The organism is Parapedobacter indicus (assembly GCF_900113765.1).
Taxonomy (GTDB): Bacteria; Bacteroidota; Bacteroidia; order Sphingobacteriales; family Sphingobacteriaceae; genus Parapedobacter; species Parapedobacter indicus.
This window is the reverse complement of record NZ_FOQO01000013.1, coordinates 76,937-95,018: the sequence shown is the minus strand read 5'-3', so window position 1 is coordinate 95,018 and position 18,082 is coordinate 76,937. Positions and strand designations below refer to the sequence as shown.

At 53.5% G+C, this 18,082-nt stretch carries 14 protein-coding genes; all 14 read left to right on the top strand.

Features of this window, described 5'->3' with window-relative positions; genetic code table 11:
* Positions 1-62 precede the first annotated feature (62 nt).
* The 14 genes from BMZ56_RS22390 (at position 63) to BMZ56_RS22325 (ending at position 18,079) form a co-directional block, all read left to right on the top strand.
* A complete protein-coding gene (locus tag BMZ56_RS22390) occupies positions 63-632 on the top strand; it encodes an RNA polymerase sigma-70 factor (RefSeq protein WP_090631220.1) in 570 nt (189 codons plus the stop codon).
* A 98-nt stretch (positions 633-730) separates the two neighbouring features.
* A complete protein-coding gene (locus tag BMZ56_RS22385; RefSeq protein ID WP_143072999.1) occupies positions 731-1,885 on the top strand; it encodes a FecR family protein in 1,155 nt (384 codons plus the stop codon).
* Between the two features lie 254 nt (positions 1,886-2,139).
* Positions 2,140-5,538, top strand: coding sequence for a TonB-dependent receptor (locus tag BMZ56_RS22380; RefSeq protein ID WP_177195270.1), 3,399 nt, complete (start codon positions 2,140-2,142; stop codon positions 5,536-5,538).
* A 10-nt stretch (positions 5,539-5,548) separates the two neighbouring features.
* A complete protein-coding gene (locus tag BMZ56_RS22375; protein WP_090631212.1) occupies positions 5,549-7,255 on the top strand; it encodes a RagB/SusD family nutrient uptake outer membrane protein in 1,707 nt (568 codons plus the stop codon).
* Between the two features lie 33 nt (positions 7,256-7,288).
* Complete coding sequence (locus tag BMZ56_RS22370; protein ID WP_090631209.1) at positions 7,289-8,380, top strand: DUF4838 domain-containing protein; 1,092 nt, start codon at positions 7,289-7,291, stop codon at positions 8,378-8,380.
* Between the two features lie 10 nt (positions 8,381-8,390).
* Positions 8,391-9,122 carry a carbohydrate-binding family 9-like protein gene (locus tag BMZ56_RS22365; protein WP_090631206.1) on the top strand — a complete coding sequence of 244 codons (732 nt, stop codon included), beginning with the start codon at positions 8,391-8,393 and terminating at the stop codon, positions 9,120-9,122.
* Between the two features lie 3 nt (positions 9,123-9,125).
* A complete protein-coding gene (locus BMZ56_RS22360; protein ID WP_090631203.1) occupies positions 9,126-10,634 on the top strand; it encodes a glycoside 3-dehydrogenase in 1,509 nt (502 codons plus the stop codon).
* Positions 10,635-10,644: 10 nt separating this feature from the next.
* On the top strand, positions 10,645-11,373 hold the full coding sequence (locus BMZ56_RS22355; protein WP_090631200.1) for a 3-keto-disaccharide hydrolase: 729 nt from the start codon (positions 10,645-10,647) through the stop codon (positions 11,371-11,373).
* Between the two features lie 180 nt (positions 11,374-11,553).
* A complete protein-coding gene (locus BMZ56_RS22350) occupies positions 11,554-12,984 on the top strand; it encodes a Gfo/Idh/MocA family protein (RefSeq protein ID WP_090631197.1) in 1,431 nt (476 codons plus the stop codon).
* Between the two features lie 211 nt (positions 12,985-13,195).
* Positions 13,196-14,224, top strand: coding sequence for an AAA family ATPase (locus tag BMZ56_RS22345; RefSeq protein WP_090631191.1), 1,029 nt, complete (start codon positions 13,196-13,198; stop codon positions 14,222-14,224).
* A gap of 4 nt (positions 14,225-14,228) precedes the next feature.
* Positions 14,229-15,104, top strand: a complete 876-nt coding sequence (locus BMZ56_RS22340; RefSeq protein WP_090631187.1) for a DUF58 domain-containing protein — start codon at positions 14,229-14,231, stop codon at positions 15,102-15,104.
* 7 nt (positions 15,105-15,111) lie between these two features.
* Positions 15,112-16,047 carry a BatD family protein gene (locus BMZ56_RS22335; RefSeq protein WP_090631184.1) on the top strand — a complete coding sequence of 312 codons (936 nt, stop codon included), beginning with the start codon at positions 15,112-15,114 and terminating at the stop codon, positions 16,045-16,047.
* Positions 16,044-17,045: a vWA domain-containing protein gene (locus tag BMZ56_RS22330; RefSeq protein WP_218146641.1), complete on the top strand. Its 1,002-nt coding sequence runs from the start codon at positions 16,044-16,046 to the stop codon at positions 17,043-17,045. Before BMZ56_RS22335 ends, BMZ56_RS22330 begins: the two co-directional genes overlap by 4 nt.
* A complete protein-coding gene (locus tag BMZ56_RS22325) occupies positions 17,042-18,079 on the top strand; it encodes a VWA domain-containing protein (protein WP_090631181.1) in 1,038 nt (345 codons plus the stop codon). The genes BMZ56_RS22330 and BMZ56_RS22325 overlap by 4 nt, the downstream gene beginning before the upstream one ends.
* Positions 18,080-18,082 lie beyond the last annotated feature (3 nt).

The following is an 18,082-nucleotide window of genomic DNA, read 5'->3' as shown; positions in this document are numbered from 1 at the left end:
TAATCCAATTAGAACTCGGTTGCATCGTGATCAGCAGGTTGTTTGTTAACGTAAGATAAGCCATGGAAGCACTCAAAAGCCTCACAGATTCCGAGTTGATGGCGCTATTACGCATCGATAATCACCATGCATTTTCAGCGCTTTATGAACGTTATTGGAAAAAGCTGCTGTATTTCGCCGCGCAGCGGACCACTGAGTTTGCTGACGCCGAAAATATCGTACAGGACATTTTTGTGTCCTTGTGGGAAAAACGTGCCACGCTGCAACTTACGTCGACGCTGGATAACTACCTCTACGTGTCTGTCAAATACCGCATCATCAAGTTGCTGGACAGTCAGCGTACACGACGTCTCCATGCGGAAATGCAGGCGGTGAGCGGTGACCTACTTGATGATTCCACGCAGGAATACCTGAATTTCGAAGAACTCCGGCAGCGGCTCGAGGAGTTCATCGGTACCTTGCCGGCGCAGAGTAGGCTAATCTACCTAATGCGCAAAGAGGAAGGCAGGTCCCATCACGAGATTGCCGAAAAACTCGGCTTATCTGAGAAAGCAGTCAATGCCCGACTGGTCCGGATAAAAAAGCAATTACGCACCGGGCTGGATACCTTCCTTACGGGATTTTTGCTTTAATTATCGAATTGTTATCCAGCGAGTTGTATTTTTTTTAAGGGAGTGGTGTGTCATTTGCCGTGTTCGGGGTACCTATTGGTAAAGGCTCGAACAGAAATATGGCAAAACAAGCAGATGCGGTCCGGTTGCAAGAGTTAGCCAATAAATGGCTTACCGGCACGCTCAGTAACGAAGAACAGCAGGAATTTGAGCAGTGGTTTAACGAAGCTAGCGATGCACCCATTGACGTTCCGCCCTTCCATGCCCAAAGTGATGAGGAGCACAAGCAACGGCTATATAGCCGTATTTTAGACCGGATCAATGGCAGGGAGCCTAAGCGGAAAATCATCCGGTGGCTCCCTTATGCCGCGGCCGCAATTCTCGTTGCCACTGCCGTAACGTGGAGTTTCCTAGAGAAAACGCCCAGCAACGTATTGATAACCCTCAACGCGCAGGACGTTGCACCGGGTGGCAATCGAGCGACCCTTACCTTGGCAAATGGACACACGATAAGCCTCAGCGAGGCTCAGTCTGGGATCGTTGTGGGCGACAACGGCATTACCTACCAAAATCAGTCTGAAGAAATCGTAGACCTGACGGCTGGTGTAGTCAAGCAGCTAGCACTGTCTACGCCGAGGGGCGGCACCTATCAATTAACCTTGCCGGATGGTACAATCGTATGGCTAAACGCCGCTTCCACCTTACACTATCCCAGCAAATTCACCGGTGATGAGCGTGTAGTCGAACTTGAGGGAGAAGGGTATTTCGAAGTGACCAAGTCGACGGTGCCTTTCAAAGTAAAAAGCTCGGGTCAGGAAGTAGAGGTACTGGGTACCGCATTCAACATTTCTGCCTATCCAAATCAACAGGAAACAAAAACCACCTTGGTGGAAGGCCGGGTAAAGGTGACGTTACTTAACGGTAATTCCGACAGCGGAACGGGGCCGTCACATATCCTGGCACCCGGTCAGCAAACCACCAAATCCGGTTCGGCCCTGGCACTACATACGGTTGACGCCGACAGCTATACCGCTTGGAAAGAAGGATACTTCAATTTCGATGGTCTTACGCCCGAAGCAGCGTTTACACAACTTGAGCGCTGGTATGATATTGACGTGATTTACCAGGGAAAAGTTCCCACGATGCGGTTTTTCGGTGTGTTCAAGCGCGACAAGCAGCTGTCGTCGGTATTGGATATGTTAAGAGAAAGCGGATTAGATTTTAAGATAACGGAACAAGGCGGCAAAAGGCAGCTGCTCGTCATTAACGAGTAAATTTAATAACCAATAGGTTAAACCAAAATCATAACATATGGAAAGAGAAACTTAACACAAACAAGCAGGAGTAATTAGGCCAAGAAAGCCGGACGGTGCAGCCACACCATCCGGAAAGATGTCTGATATGGCTCCGGCAGTTATTGCAACTGCGACAGAAAACTGAATTATAACCATTCAAACAATACAAATATATGATTTTTATACCATCTGTTAAAGGCATGTCATGGCCTTTGACAATTCGAATATTCATCATGATGAAGTTAGTGGCTTTTTTAATTCTAGGGTTCGTTTTACAGACCTCCGCAGATGTAAAAGCACAACACATTACCTTACATGTGCAAGGTAAGACGCTGCGCGATGTGATGAAGCAGATCCAGGTGCAACAAGGCTATTCGTTTTTTTTCCGTGGAGACCGCATTGCGCAAACCCGGGTCAGCGTACATGTAGAACACGTAAATCTGGAAGAGGCCATGGCCGCTATCCTGGCCGATGAGCAACTGGAATGGGCATTGAAAGACGGCATCATCGTCATCAAGCCGAAAGCCACCACCAAACGCCCGGGTTCAGCCCCTCCAGCAGCGGAACTCCAGCAACGTGAAATCACCGGTAGAGTAGCCGATGCGCAGGGAACGCCCCTTTCCGGTGTTACCGTATCGGTAAAAGGCGGCAACTCCGTCACTACGACAGACGCCCAGGGAAATTTCAGGCTCACTTTGCCGCAGGGCAATTTGACATTGGTGTTCAGCAACGTCGGTTTTGAATCCCAAGAGGTAGACGTTTCCAATCAACGTTCGGTGCAGGTTACGCTGACGAATTCCGTCAGCGACCTGGATGAGGTAGTCGTGGTGGGATACGGTACACAACGAAAGGCCAACCTCTCCGGTGCTGTGGAAATGGTAGACGGTGAGCGGCTTGCAGACCGCCCCATCGGCAATGTGAGCCAGGCGTTGCAGGGCATAAGCCCCGGCCTCAATGTATTTACCAATAATTCAGGAGGCCAGCCCGATGCCACCATGAACTTCAATATCCGGGGGATGGGCAATCCGCTGGTGTTGGTGGATGGGTTGCCGGTAGATATCAACCTGGTCAACCCCGAAGACATAGCGAGCATTTCGGTTATCAAAGACGCCTCTTCAGCGGCTATCTACGGTGCGAACGCACCCTATGGGGTCATCCTTATCACCACAAAAAAAGGGCAATTCAGCGAAGGGAAACCTCGGTTTAACTATAACAACACCCTCTCCATGGGTGCGCCGACGCGGTTGCCGCACCCGGTGAATTCATTGGATTTTTCGACGTACCTTAATGCCGCCACGGTCAATGCTGGCAGCGCTCCGTTATTTTCCGACGAGGTGATTGAGCGAATCAAACAGTACATGCAAGACCCAACCAGTATCCCCGCCGTGGGGCCGGATCCGTTGGACCCATCAAAGTGGGCAAAGCGCGAAAACGCCAATGGCAATACCAATTGGTATGACGAAATCCTCAAGCCCTGGGCATTGCGCCAGAAGCACGACCTCAGCATGAACGGCGGTGGCCAGCATTTCAACTACTATGTTTCGCTAGGACTCTTTGACCACCGTGGACAAATGCGTTATGCCAACGAAGGCTATAAGCGGTATAACATCGATGCGAAGATCAGCGCTACGATCACCGATTGGATGCGCATAAATTTCCTGACCAAGTTTTCCAACAGCGATATAGACTACCCCAACGACGGGTACGGTCTGGACCGCTCGGTGATGTGGCACGATTTCCCGCGGCGGTTTCCAACAGACCCGGTAAGATATCCCAATGGTACCTGGAGTGAAATGTCACGCTTCCAGGTTTTTGAGGATGGGGGAAGGGAAAAGCACGTCACGAACGATTTCTGGACGAAGATAGAGGCCGAATTTGAGCCCATCAAAGGTTGGTTAATCAAGGGCGATTACGGCTGGAACAACAAAGCTTCGACCTCTTCGCTCCACCGTGCCAAAGTGGATGCAGTGGGGCCCGATGGAACGTTGTACACCCATTTTGATACCACGCCCCTCAATAGCCTGACTAAAACTTATGCGCGCAACAACTATTGGAATGCCAATATTTATTCTTCCTATGAAACGCGTGTTTCAGACCATAATTTCAAGCTGCTCGTGGGCCATCAGCGTGAATTCGGCAGATTTGAGGACCTTTCGGGCTATCGCGACAACCTGTTGACGGATTACGTTCCGGCCATATTGCTTGCCACCGGATCGACCCGTTTGTACGATCATATGAATGAGTGGGCGACCATGGGAACGTTTGCGCGGCTCAATTACGATTATCGCGACAAATACCTGTTGGAGTTCAATGGCCGTTACCAAGGCAGTTCCCGGTTCGACGAAGCGTCGCGTTTCGGGTTTTTTCCATCGGTTTCGGTGGCGTATCGCCTTTCCGAGGAAAACTATTGGGCGCCACTTAAGCAGACCGTCAACGAGTTTAAGCTAAGGGCTTCCTACGGTTCACTGGGCAATCACAACGTTGCCAACTTCCTCTACCTTCCCGTCATGCCGGTAAATCCGCAGGTATCGTGGGTAGCCGGCAATACGCCGGTGATCGGAATCAATGCCCCGGGCATCGTGAGTTCCGCGCTCACTTGGGAAACGATCAGTACCACGAACGTTGGTTTCGATGCAGGGTTGATGAACAATCGGATTTTGGTTACGTTCGATTTGTTTAAGCGGGAGATTTCGGACATGATCGGCACACCCAATCCCTTGCCCGCAACGTTGGGCACCGGCGTGCCTCAGGAAAACAATGCCGCGCAAAAGAACACCGGATGGGAGCTCAGCGTTACCTACAAGGGAAAGATACAGGAAGACTTCCACTACGACCTCACGGTTGGCCTTACCGACTACAAGACGGTCATCACCCGGTGGAATAATCCCAACCGTGTACTTTCCCAGAACTACGAGGGCCGCGTACTGGGCGAAATATGGGGCTATCATTCAAACGGGCTGTTCCAATCGGACGAAGAAATTGCTTCGGCACCGGATCAGTCGCGCTTTTTCGGGGTATGGAAGCCCGGCGACGTACGGTATGAAGACGTAGATGGGAATGGTGAAATAGGCCCGGGTCTTAATACGGTTGACAATTCGGGCGACCTGCGCATCATTGGCAATTCGAACCCACGGTATTTATACAGCCTGAATCTGGGCATGAACTATAAACGGTTCGACTTCAATATGTTTTGGACCGGCGTAGGGAAACGGGATGTCGATTTTTCGGGCGGCGGCGATTGGCTTTTCTGGGGCCATGCGGACAATGTATGGGGCACGAGTGTATTTGAGCAACATATGGATTATTACCGGGCGGATAATCCGGATGGCTATTGGCCGAACCCCTATATCAGTGCCGAAACGCATAAGAATCGGCAAACGTCAACGCGATACCTACAGAACGCGGCCTATGCCCGGTTGAAGAACTTGTCGCTGGGCTACACGTTGCCAGCACAATTGACCAATCGGCTGTCCATTTCCCAAACCCGGATTTTCTTCAATGCTGAAAACTTGCTGACATTTTCGGGCATCGAGCGGTTTCTCGATCCAGAAGGTACCGACGGCAATTTCGGCAGGGGCAAGGTTTACCCGATTCAGAAAACGCTCTCCCTCGGGTTGAACATCAATTTTTAACGAAAAGATTATGAAAACAACATACATCGTACTTTTTGCTTTTTTTGCCACGTTGCTATCGTGTGAGAAAAGTGAATTTTTGAATAAAACGCCGCTCGACGCGATTACCGAAGTCAACTTCTGGAAGACCAGCCAAGACCTGGCGCTTTTCCTCAATCCCTTTTACGAGTTATTCCCTGGATGGTCATCTCACGATGGCGGTCCCTTCTGGCGGGACAACAACAGTGACAACATGGTGCCGAGCGTCTACAATACACGGTTAGGTGGCGTCCGGGCCCTGCCGCAGACCGGTGGCGGATGGGCTTGGAACAATGTGCGCAACATCAACGTATTTCATGCCAACTACCAGCGGGTTATCGATAATATGGGTGGGCGGACGGCCGATGTTGACCAATACATAGGCGAAGGATTCTTTTTCCGGGCTTATATTTACTTCGATTTGCTGCAGCGCTTCGGTGGCGTGCCCTGGTATGACCAACCGCTGGGTACGGCCGATGAGGCATTGTACAATCCGCGTGAACCGCGCAATGTCATCGCAGACCGGATATTGGCAGACTTGGACCAAGCCATCCAATACCTGAAGCCAGATGCGCCGGATTTCCGGATCAACAAATACGTAGCGTTGGCGTTAAAATCACGCGTTGCCTTGTACGAAGGTACATGGCAAAAATATCATGCCGGTACGCCGTTTGGCGTCCAGAATGCCACCCCTGAAACCTATTTGCAGCAAGCTGTAGATGCCTCGTTACAAATAATGAATGCCGGAAGGTACCAAGTGGCGGGCAGCAGCGTAGCCGATTACGTTTCGCTGTTCAACCAGAGTGATCTGGGCGCCAATCCGGAGGTGATTTTCTGGAAGCGTTATATCCTGGGTTTCAACGCGCATAACGGGCAGCGTTTCCTTTCCATCATCGGCGGTGCCACGGGGGTAAGCAAATCGCTGGTTGACGCCTACCTGTGTACCGATGGAAAACCCATCGCAGTCAGTTCCTCGTACGAAGGCGATGCGAACCTTACCACTGAGTTCCGGAATAGAGACCCGCGTTTGGATGCCATCGTCTTTGCACCGGGCGATCCGATCAATGAAGACCTGGTTTTTGAGCGAGCGCCCGTACATCTCGGTGGAGAAGCGAATACCACCACCGGGTACCAGATTCAAAAGGGAGCGTTGCCCAACAAGCAATTGCAGCAAGCCGATTTTGGATCGACCACGGCAGCCATCATCTTCCGCTATGCCGAAGTATTGCTCAACTATGCCGAGGCCAAGGCCGAGCTGGGATCGTTAAATCAGGATGACATCAATAAATCGATCAACTTGCTGCGCCGACGCGTACAAATGCCCGATCTGACGATGGGATCCATTACGGTCGACCCCAGGTGGGATTTCCCCGCGCTGACACCGCTGCTGAATGAAATACGCCGCGAGCGGCGCGTGGAGCTGGCCTGTGAAGGATACCGTCTCGCCGATTTAATGCGGTGGCGCGCACACGATCTTTTTGTCAATAAGCGACCCAAAGGTGCTAAATTCAACGCGTCAGACTACCCCGGTTTCAGCAATATCAACCTCGATGAAAACGGGTACATCGACTATTATCAGGATATCCTGCCCAATGGATACCAGTTCAAGGCAGACCGCGACTATCTCGATCCACTACCGGTAAATGAGTTGCTCATCAATGAAAACCTCATCCAAAATCCCGGCTGGCCGAATCAATAACAAGCAATAGGATACTCATCAAATAGCAATAAAATGAAATACTACGTAAATCGAATCCGTTTACTGTTAACATCTTTTGTGCCCGTACTTTTAATTCTTGGCACACTCAATTCCTGCTCTACGCAGGCTGAAAAGAAGGAGGCAAGCCCTTTCAAAACGCGTGGATTGGTGCTTGATGTCAATGACCTGAGTACCGTAGATTGGCCAAGGCGTGCCAAGGAGGCCGGCCTTACAACATTGGCCACGCATATCACTCCCAGTCAGGTTGCCGAATTTATCCAATCCGAGCGTGGCCAGCAGTTTCTTGAAGAATGCAAGACATATGGCATCGAGGTTGAGCACGAGTTGCATTCGATGGGCGATCTGTTGCCGAGGAGCCTGTTTGAAGAAGATTCAACGATGTTTCGGATGAATGCGGAAGGAAAGCGCGTTGCCGACTACAACCTTTGCGTGCATTCCGAAAAGGCCGTCAAGACCGTGTGCGATAACGCGGTGAAATACGCCAAAATCCTTGCCCCTACCACCGGCAGGTACTTTTATTGGATTGATGATGCGGTACCTATGTGCCGATGCCCGGAATGCGATCCCTATTCCGACAGCGAGCAGGCCCTGCTTCTCGAAAATGCAATCGTGAAAGCATTGCGGGAAGAAGTAGATCCCGAGGCTATGCTGGCACACCTGGCATACGTTAATACCCTCGAACCACCCGTGAAGGTAAAACCGGCAGACGGAATTTTCCTCGAATTTGCACCTATCTATCGGAGGTGGGACAAACCCCTGCTCGATACGGGTGCTACCGGCTGGAATGCCACACAAACAATCACCCATGGCGAACACTTGAGGTTACTGGATGAAAACTTAAAAGTATTTCCCGTAGAAACGGCACAAGTACTCGAGTACTGGCTGGATGTATCGTTATTTAGCGGGTGGAAAAAACCGGCTGTCGCACTGCCGTGGCACAATCAGGTTTTTTTGGAAGATATCGATGTTTATGCCAAGCGGGGCATCCAGCATATCACCAGCTTCGGCGTGTATATTGACGGCCAATACATCAAGGACCATCCCGACCTAACTTTTCTTGATGAATATGGAAAAGGATTGGCGCATTATCGGTTAAGTCAATAAGCTCGTCCGGATGCAAAGCCAAATGCGATACCTAACGATGGTGCTTCTGCTGGGGGCCATGCTGGCCTGTTCGCCGCGGGAATCGGATCGATTGCCGTCCGTTCCCGCGGTTGCTCATGCTCCCCTGGCCGTAGATGGATACCTGCAGGATTGGGCGGCGCTCGATACGGTCTTTGAAGTCAGCGACTTCCATTCGCCATGGCGCGCTACGCCGTTCGGCCCCACCCGGTTCCGCGCCATCGCGGACTCCGCGTGGCTTTACTTCAATTTCGAGGTAGCGGACAGCCTGCTGGTAGCGCTTCCCTTTGCTCAGGAATCGGATGTTGCTTCGGGAGACCGGGTGGAAATTTTCCTTTCGGCCGACAGCACATTGGGCAATTATTATTGCCTTGAAATGGGTCCGCGCGGTGACGTGCTGGATTACCGGGCGGCCTACTACCGCCAGTTTGACGACACCTGGGATTTGCCCGCCCTGGCTGTCGCTACACAGGCTACCACCGGGGGGTATGTAGTGGAAGGCCGGATACCCCTCCGTTTTCTTCGCGGGCTGTCCGAGGATATCCCACCTACCGGAACTTTCACCCTCTACATGGGGTTATACCGCGCCGAATACGACAAAGCCCATACCGAAGCTGACCCCGTGCAGTGGCTTACCTGGATTGATCCAAACACCGCCGATCCCGATTTCCATGTGGGCGCTTCTTTCCATCCGATCCAAATCCAAGAACCAGAAAGCAGATAAATCATGACCAATATCCTATCCAGAAGAAAATTTATACGCAACACCACTGCTGCGGCGAGCTTTTCGATTGTTTCCAGCCATGTGCTGGGCAGCGTAACCGGCCACGTGGCGCCCAGTGACAAGCTCAACATCGCTGGTATCGGCGTGGGCGGTATGGGGCGCCGCAATTTAGCCAACATGGCCACCGAAAACATTGTGGCACTCTGCGATGTCGACTGGCGGTATGCCGCCAAAACTTTTGACGACTATCCCCATGCGCGCCGTTTCAAAGACTGGCGGGTGATGTTTGACGAGCTGGGGAAGTCTATCGACGCCGTGATGGTGGCTACGCCCGACCATACCCACGCAGGTGTCACCGCCCATGCCATCACGCTGGGCAAGCATACCTACACCCAGAAACCGCTCACCCACTCGGTCTATGAATCACGGTTGCTGACCAAACTGGCCAAGAAGTACCGGGTGGCCACGCAGATGGGCAATCAGGGAAACTCGTTCGACTGGTGCCGGCGGATCACCGAGTGGATCCAATCCGGCGTAATCGGCGACGTGCATGAGGTTCACTGTTGGACAGACCGCCCCATCTGGCCGCAAGGGCTTATTGCGCCCACCGCAGGCCAACCCGTGCCCAGCACGCTCGATTGGGGCCTGTTTTTGGGGCCAGCCGTTAAACGGCCCTATCATTCGGTATACACCCCCTGGAATTGGCGCGGGTGGTGGGATTTTGGCACCGGAGCCCTTGGCGACATGGCTTGCCATATCATGGATCCAATTTATTGGGCACTTGACCTGCAATACCCGATTAAGGTAAGCGGTAGCTCCACACTTAGTAATCTCTATTCGCCGCCGCATGCGCAGAAAGTACATTATACCTTTCCGGCGCGCCCGGCAAAAGATAAGGTAAACATGCCCGAGGTGAAGGTTACGTGGTACGACGGCGGCTTGCTGCCCGAACGTCCTGCAGAACTTGCGCCCGGCCAGATGATGGGCGACCCCAATGGGGGTATCCTCTTCGTTGGTTCCAAAGGGAAAATCATGACCGGTTGTTTTGGTATGAATCCGACGCTGCTGCCGGTAGCTGAGATGGCCCATTTTGAAGAGCCAACACCGTGGATACCCCGAATACCTGGCGGAAACGGAGACATTTGGGCAACAAATGCCCACGAACAGGATTGGATACGGGCAGCGAAAGAATCTCCACGCCGCCGAAAAGAAGCGTCCTCCCATTTCGGATTCTCAGGTCCTTTCAACGAAACCGTTGTCATGGGCGTATTAGCGGTTAGGTTACAGGGGCTGTACCGTGAACTCCAATGGGATGGTGAGCGCATGGCGTTTACCAATATCGATCCCGGGGAGAAAATCCAGGTAGTCTCCGTCGATAAGTTTGAGGTGATTGATGGCGATCCCCGTTTTGACCGGCAGTTTACTGAACTGAATGCCGCCGATGCCGCCAAGGAATGGATCAACCACACGTATCATAACGGTTTCAGCCTGCCGGCCATGCCGGGGGATTAGCAAGTAAACGATGTGCAACAAGTTTATTATCTCGATGATCACCATGGCGCTATCTGCGTGGTCGTGCGGTAGCTCCCAACAGGGGGTGAGCCGCACGGCAACGGGCGCGCCAGCCATTGGAAAGGACGGGTGGCAGCCGTTGATCGGCAAAACCCCGGCAAGCCATTGGCACAATTACCTGCGGAAAGATGTTGCCGGATGGGAGATTGCCAACGGCATCCTGTTCAGCGGTGGAAATAACGGCGACCTGGTTAGTAACGACCTCTTTGACCAGTTCGAACTATACGTCGAGTGGAAGATCGAAAAAGGCGGTAATAGCGGTATTTTTTATCATGTTTCTGAAGAGGCGCAGTATGCAGGAATGTACCAAACCGGGCCCGAGTTTCAGCTTATCGACAACGACCATTACGCAGAGCCCCTGCAGGCAAACCAAGTTACGGGATCGGCCTCCGACGTGCTGGCGCCTACGCTTAACGCCACGCGCCCAGCCGGATCTTGGAACACGACACGGATCCTCGTAGATCGAGGGAAGGTGGGCCATTGGCTCAATGGAAAAAAGATACTGACATACGATCTGAACTCGGAACACTGGAAGGCTGCCGTTGCCCGTAGCAAATTCCAGGCGTTTGACTACGCCATTGTCCGGAGCGGGCGGCTCGGGCTGCAAGATCATGGTCACCCTGTTTGGTTCCGCAACATTCGCGTGCGGCGCATTTCCAACGTTTGGCCAGGTCCGTAACAGGTTGGCGGCCTAGCGCTGCTGCCACCGAAGGGGGCCGTGAAGTTACCTGTCAGGTAGTTCGTGGCTGGGAAATATGGTAATCCGTTTGAGCAAATCATGCTATTTCTTTAAAATAGACTTGGAATAAACGGACAATAGTTTTACATTGGCTACAATTACACAGATCAATACCCAGTCATGAATAAACGCGAATTCTTAAAAACCAGTGCATTAGGTGCTTTGGGAGTCATGTTGGCACCCTCTTTATTGAAAGCTTTCCCCGCCGGGAAACGTTTACGGACCGCTCATATAGGGGTGGGGGGCATGGGAGCCGAAGACCTGAAGGCCATTTCCTCCCATGCGGATGTGGATGTGTTTGCCCTTTGCGACGTGGATGCCCGGAATTTATCCGCGGCGCATAAACTCCACCCGCGGGCCCGCGTGTTTTCGGATTACCGGGAGATGTTGAAAGAACTGGGCGATGAGATTGACGCAGTTGTCGTGTCGACACCGGATCATACCCACGCCCCGGCGGCCATGCTGGCCATGCAGCAGAACAAACCTGTTTATTGCCAGAAACCGCTTACCCATTACGTGTCTGAAGCGCGGGATATGAAAAAGCTAGCCGCCGATAAGGGATTGGTTACCCAGATGGGTATTCAGGTGCACTCGTTTTACGACTACAAGTTAGCCACGCTATTGATCCAATCCGGCATTATCGGTAAGGTACACACGGTCTACGCGTGGTCACCGAAGAACCACGGGTACGACGGTCCGCGTCCGGTGGGTGAAGATCCGATCCCGGAATACCTGGACTGGAACCTGTGGGCGGGCACCTCGCCCAAGCCGCCCTACAAAGAAGGGGTGTATCACCCCGGCGTATGGCGGAAATTAATGGACTACGGCTGCGGTACCCTGGGCGATATGGGGGTGCATATTTTTGATACGCCCTACAATGCGCTGCAGTTGGATGTGCCGCGCACGATCACCAACGAATGCCGGCCCACCAATGGATTCGGCTTTCCGGAACACAATGCGGTAACCTATGAATTTCCGGGCACCGAATACACCACCCGGTCGTTAAAATGGGTCTGGTATGACGGCCCCGGCGCACCGCCGATGCACAAAGACCTGATGTTGCCGGGCATGGAAGCCAAAACCGACGAAAAGAAGACGGTTAAGGGCGTGGATAGCGAGGGTAAAGTTTCGCTGGATCCGATGGTCGCGGCCGACAACCAACTGCCGGATCAAGGAGCCATGTTTGTGGGCAGGAAAGGCCGTTTGTTGTTGCCCCACTTTATGCAGCTGCCCAAAAAGATTGTCCGGGGTAAGTACGTCGATATTTCCGAGGAAATCGCCGAGGTGAGCAAAGCGAATGGTCTGGGCGAGCCCATCCGCAACTACGATACCGAAGGCCCCAAGCACTACCACCAGTTTGTGGATGCCTGCTTGGGTAAAGGCGAATGCTCGGCACCGTTTGAATATGCCTCACGGCTCACGGAAACCATTCTGTTGGGTACTATTGCCGGGCGCTTCCCGGGCGAAACCCTGCATTGGGATGCCGAAACGGCCAAATTCAAGGAGGAAAAAGCCAATCAATATTTAACCGGCGAATACCGGAAGTTCTGAAGTTGAACCAGCGGAGTTCCTTCCATAAATAGCTTGCAGCTACCACGATAGTTGCAAGCTATTTTGTTTATTGCGGTAAACAAAAATTTAAATATTTGTTCATTGGAGTAAACAAAATTTTTCGTGACGGCATTTTAACACAATTTAACAGTTTATAATTGTAATGACACCGGGTATTTTATAATTTTCGGCCCCAAAAAATTCAGTCTGAATGGAAGAAACAACGATCAACACACCGCCGACCGGCTTACCTACGGATATCCGGGCCTTGAATGAGCGGATACAGCAAGAGAGCGCTTTTATCGACCTGTTGCTCTTGGAGATGGACAAAGTAATCGTGGGGCAGCGTTACATGGTAGAACGGCTGATCATCGGCTTGCTGGCCGACGGACACATCCTGCTGGAGGGGGTGCCGGGCCTAGCGAAAACATTGGCCATCAATACGTTGTCGAAAGCGATTGATGCCGGTTTCAGCCGCATCCAGTTTACGCCGGACCTCCTGCCTGCCGACCTCCTGGGCACGATGATCTACAATCAGAAACAGGAGACCTTTATCGTACGGAAAGGGCCTGTTTTCTCCAATTTCATCCTGGCTGACGAGATCAACCGCGCACCTGCCAAGGTACAAAGTGCCCTGCTGGAAGCCATGCAGGAACGCCAGGTCACCATCGGCGATCAGACGTTTCCGTTGCCCTCGCCCTTTTTGGTGCTGGCTACGCAGAACCCCATCGAACAGGAAGGCACCTATCCGCTGCCGGAAGCCCAGGTAGACCGTTTCATGCTCAAGCTGGTGATCGGCTACCCCAAAAAGGAAGATGAAAAACGCATCATGCGGGCCAACATTGCTCCGCAGGGGATGCCCCAGCCTGCGAAAATCCTGCATCCGGATACGATTCTCAAGGCCCGGAAGGTGGTGCGCGAGGTGTATATGGATGAGAAAATCGAGCAGTATATCATCGATATTGTCTTTGCCACGCGGTTTCCCGACCAATATAACCTGGCCGATTACCAAAACCTGATCGGCTTCGGTGCGTCGCCCCGGGCCAGCATCAGTTTGGCCATGGCCGCCAAGGCGTATGCCTTCATCAAGCGCCGCGGATATGTCATCCCGGAAGATGTGCGGGCGGTGTGCCACGATGTGTTGCGGCACCGGATCGGGCTTACCTATGAGGCCGAGGCCGAAAATGTCACCACCGAAACAATTATTACCGGAATTTTGAATGCCGTAGAAGTACCGTGAGCCCATGGATACGAAGGAGCTGATAAAAAAAGTACGCAAAATAGAAATCCGTACCCGCGGACTCAGCAATCAGATTTTCTCGGGCGAATACCACAGCGCCTTCAAGGGGCGCGGCATGGCATTCAGCGAAGTGCGCGAATATCAGGTGGGCGACGAAATCCGGACCATCGACTGGAACGTGACCGCCCGTTTCAACCACCCCTACGTCAAAGAATTCGAAGAGGAGCGTGAAATGACCGTGATGTTGCTGGTAGACGTCAGCGCGTCGGGCAATTTCGGTACCACGAACCAGCAGAAACGCGAATTGGCTACTGAGCTGTGTGCGGTACTTGCGTTTTCAGCCATTCAGAACAACGATAAAGTGGGCATCCTGTTTTTCAGCGATCGCGTGGAAAAATTCATCCCACCGAAAAAAGGGCGCAGCCACATCCTGATGATCATCCGTGAGCTGATTGATTTCCAGCCGGCACATCCGGGCACCGACATCGCCGAAGCACTGCGCTATTTCACCGGTGTCATCAAAAAACGGAGTACTGCTTTTCTGATGTCCGATTTCATGGGTACCGGCTTTGAAAAGGAGTTGAAAACGGCCAACCGGAAGCACGACCTGGTGGCGTTGCGCCTGTACGACCGGCGCGAGGAGGAGCTGGCCGATCTGGGGCTGATCCCGGTGAAGGATGCCGAATCCGGCCAATTGCGATGGGTGAATACCGGCGACAAAAAAGTCAGGTTGGCCTTCAAAGCAGCAGCCCTGGAGCGCAATGATCAGCTGGATACGCTATTCAGACGTTCCGGGGTCGATTTTGCGCGGCTTGGTACCCACGAACCTTACACGAAACCATTGATGACCTTATTCAAGCGACGTGGAGCGAAACGATAACCGAACGATGCAGATCCTACGAAAACAACTGTTTTCTTACGTTTTGGGCGGGCTGATGCTGCTATCCGCGGGCGGTCCTGCCCAGGCACAGGAAATCCGTGTATCGGCACAGCTGGATACATCGACCATTGCGTTGGGCGACCAGACGACGCTCCGCCTGCGCGCCGAGATACCCGCCGGTACCGACGTGCGCTTTCCGCAACTGGCCGATACGCTCTCGGCAAAAGTACCCATCGTGGAGGCGGGCACCACCGATACCGTGCAGACCGGGCCCGGCCAGCAATCCGTTACACAGACCTATCTCATCACCTCGTTTGATGCCGGCATGCAGGTCATTCCGGAGTTTGAAATTACGGTCGGCGACTCGGCATACCGCACCGAAGCGTTGCCGCTGCAAGTCCAAGCTGTCGCCGTGGATACCACCAAAGCCATCTACGACATCAAGCAGCCGCTGGAAGTTTCCTACAGCTGGCTGGACTGGCTGCGCGACAATCTGTTGTGGGTAGCACTGGCCGTGGTGGTACTCGTGGCCGCAGGCGTGGGTTGGTTCGTCTTAAAGAAACGCAAGAAAGCGCCCGCCCCGCCGCCCGCCGAAACGCTGCCGGATATCCCGCCACACGAGCTGGCTCTGGGAAAATTGCAGGCACTGCGCGACCGGAAACTATGGCAGCAGGGCGCAGTGAAGCCCTATCACAGCGAGTTGTCCGACATCCTGCGCGATTTTCTGGAACGTCGCTACCGCATACCGGCGATGGAACAGACCACCGACGAAATTTTTGTGGCACTGGCCGCCACCGATCTGCCCGACGGGCAAAAAACCCGCTTACGGCAGGTGCTTACGCTTGCCGACCTGGTGAAGTTTGCCCGCGAGCAGCCCCTGCATACTGACAACGAGCAGAGCATGGAGCAGGCCATCGCCTTTGTAAAGGAGGGAGCCGTATGAGCCTGTTTGAGGGAATCACCTTTGCCAACCCGAATCTACTCTGGTTGCTGCTCCTGCTTCCCGTACTGCCGGCTTGGGCCATCTGGCGGCGCAGGAAACAACAGGGAAGCCTGGTGGTATCCACACTGGGCGGCTTGCAGCACATCAAACCGGCCTATCCCATCCTGAGGCATGCGGGTACGGTGCTCCGGCTGCTGGCGGCGGCATTGCTGATCGTTGCCCTCGCCCGGCCGCAGTCTGCGCTGAGCTGGGAAGATTCCACCACGGAAGGCATCGATATCGTCATTGCCACGGATATTTCCGGAAGCATGCTTTCCGAAGACCTGAAACCCAACCGGCTGGAAGCCGGAAAGAACATCGCCATGGAGTTTATCAAAGGGCGACCCTACGACCGGATCGGACTGGTGGTATTCAGCGGGGAAAGTTTCACCCAATGCCCGCTTACCATCGACCACGATGTGCTGATCAACCTGTTCGGCGATATCAGCAACGGCATGATCCGCGACGGTACGGCCATCGGCATGGGCCTGGCCACGGCCGTAAACCGCCTGAAGGAAAGCGATGCGAAAAGCAAAGTGGTGATTCTGCTCACCGATGGATCCAATACCACCGGATCCATTGCGCCGGTTACCGCTGCCGAAATCGCGAAGGAGTTCAATGTGCGGGTCTACACGGTGGGGGTGGGTACCGAAGGTTACGCCCCGTATCCGGTGCAGACACCGTTTGGCATCCAGTACCAACAAGTGCCCGTTACCATCGATGAAGAAGCACTCACGAAAATCGCCGATCTCACCGGCGGCAAATACTTCCGGGCTACGGACAATGAAAAGCTAAAGGCCATCTACGGGCAGATCGACCAATTGGAGAAGGCGAAGATCGCGGTGACGCATTACCAGCAGAAAACCGAGCGCTTTTTCCCGTTTGCGCTGGCCGCCCTGCTGCTGTTGCTGATGGATTTCGCGTTGCGCCAAACGGTGCTGAAAGGAGCGTTGACATGATCCGATTTGAACATCCGGCTATGCTCTGGGCCCTGGCCCTGCTGCCCGTCCTGTTGCTGGTATTCCTGCTGTACAGGCGCTGGCGGCGCAAGGCACTCCGGGGTTTCGGCGACGACCGGCTCGTGAAGCGCATGATGCCCGACGTGGCATTCAGCCGCCCGGGATGGAAGTTTTCGATTTACCTGCTGGCCGTGGCCTCACTCATCATCGGCCTGGCCAACCCGCAGGTGGGCACCGTTGCCGTAGAGGGAGAGCGGAAGGGAGCCGATCTGATGATCCTGCTGGATGTGTCCAACAGCATGATGGCGGGCGACCTGCCGCCGAACCGGCTTGAAAATGCCAAACGCGGGATCTCCCAGTTGATCGATCAGTTGCGGAGCGACCGCATCGGCCTCATCGTCTTTGCCGGCGAGTCGTACGTGCAACTTCCCATCACCTCCGATTATGCAGCCGCCAAGCTATTCCTCAACCACATCAGCACCGATATGGTCCCCACGCAGGGTACCGCCGTCGGTGCCGCCATCGACATGGCGATGAAGACGTTTGATCAGGTGAGCGGCACTAGCAAAGCCATGATCGTCATGACCGATGGCGAGAACCACGAAGACGATGCCGTCGCCGCAGCCAGGCGGGCACAAAGTGCCGGCGTGGTGGTGCACGTGGTTGGCCTTGGATCGCCCGAAGGGGCTCCGATACCGATTTTTCAGCAGGGCAATCCCGTGGGCTTTATCAAGGATGAAAAGGGAGAGACGGTAGTGAGCAAACTGAACGAAAGCATGTGCCGGGAAATCGCTGCGGCGTCGGGCGGTATATACGTACGGGCCTCCACGGGCGGGAGCGGCCTGGATGTGGTGATGGACCAGGTAGATAAAATGGAGAAGAAAGCGGTAGACACCAAGCTGTTCAAAAGCTACGAAGACCGCTTTCAGCTATTTGTCGGCTTTGCCCTGTTGCTCGTGCTGCTGGAGTTTTTCATCTCCAACCGCAAGAGCCGCAAACTGAGTGCGTTGAATTTATTTGAGGTAACGAAATGAGGA

Excerpts from the sequence above, each read along its gene's own strand:
- BMZ56_RS22345 (WP_090631191.1), top strand. The coding sequence starts at position 13,196 with ATGGAAGAAACAACGATCAACACACCGCCGACCGGCTTACCTACGGAT.
- BMZ56_RS22350 (WP_090631197.1), top strand. The coding sequence starts at position 11,554 with ATGAATAAACGCGAATTCTTAAAAACCAGTGCATTAGGTGCTTTGGGA.
- BMZ56_RS22370 (WP_090631209.1), top strand. The coding sequence starts at position 7,289 with ATGAAATACTACGTAAATCGAATCCGTTTACTGTTAACATCTTTTGTG.
- BMZ56_RS22340 (WP_090631187.1), top strand. The coding sequence starts at position 14,229 with ATGGATACGAAGGAGCTGATAAAAAAAGTACGCAAAATAGAAATCCGT.
- BMZ56_RS22355 (WP_090631200.1), top strand. The coding sequence starts at position 10,645 with ATGTGCAACAAGTTTATTATCTCGATGATCACCATGGCGCTATCTGCG.
- BMZ56_RS22390 (WP_090631220.1), top strand. The coding sequence starts at position 63 with ATGGAAGCACTCAAAAGCCTCACAGATTCCGAGTTGATGGCGCTATTA.
- BMZ56_RS22330 (WP_218146641.1), top strand. The coding sequence starts at position 16,044 with ATGAGCCTGTTTGAGGGAATCACCTTTGCCAACCCGAATCTACTCTGG.
- BMZ56_RS22325 (WP_090631181.1), top strand. The coding sequence starts at position 17,042 with ATGATCCGATTTGAACATCCGGCTATGCTCTGGGCCCTGGCCCTGCTG.
- BMZ56_RS22375 (WP_090631212.1), top strand. The coding sequence starts at position 5,549 with ATGAAAACAACATACATCGTACTTTTTGCTTTTTTTGCCACGTTGCTA.
- BMZ56_RS22335 (WP_090631184.1), top strand. The coding sequence starts at position 15,112 with ATGCAGATCCTACGAAAACAACTGTTTTCTTACGTTTTGGGCGGGCTG.
- BMZ56_RS22380 (WP_177195270.1), top strand. The coding sequence starts at position 2,140 with ATGATGAAGTTAGTGGCTTTTTTAATTCTAGGGTTCGTTTTACAGACC.
- BMZ56_RS22360 (WP_090631203.1), top strand. The coding sequence starts at position 9,126 with ATGACCAATATCCTATCCAGAAGAAAATTTATACGCAACACCACTGCT.
- BMZ56_RS22385 (WP_143072999.1), top strand. The coding sequence starts at position 731 with ATGGCAAAACAAGCAGATGCGGTCCGGTTGCAAGAGTTAGCCAATAAA.
- BMZ56_RS22365 (WP_090631206.1), top strand. The coding sequence starts at position 8,391 with ATGCAAAGCCAAATGCGATACCTAACGATGGTGCTTCTGCTGGGGGCC.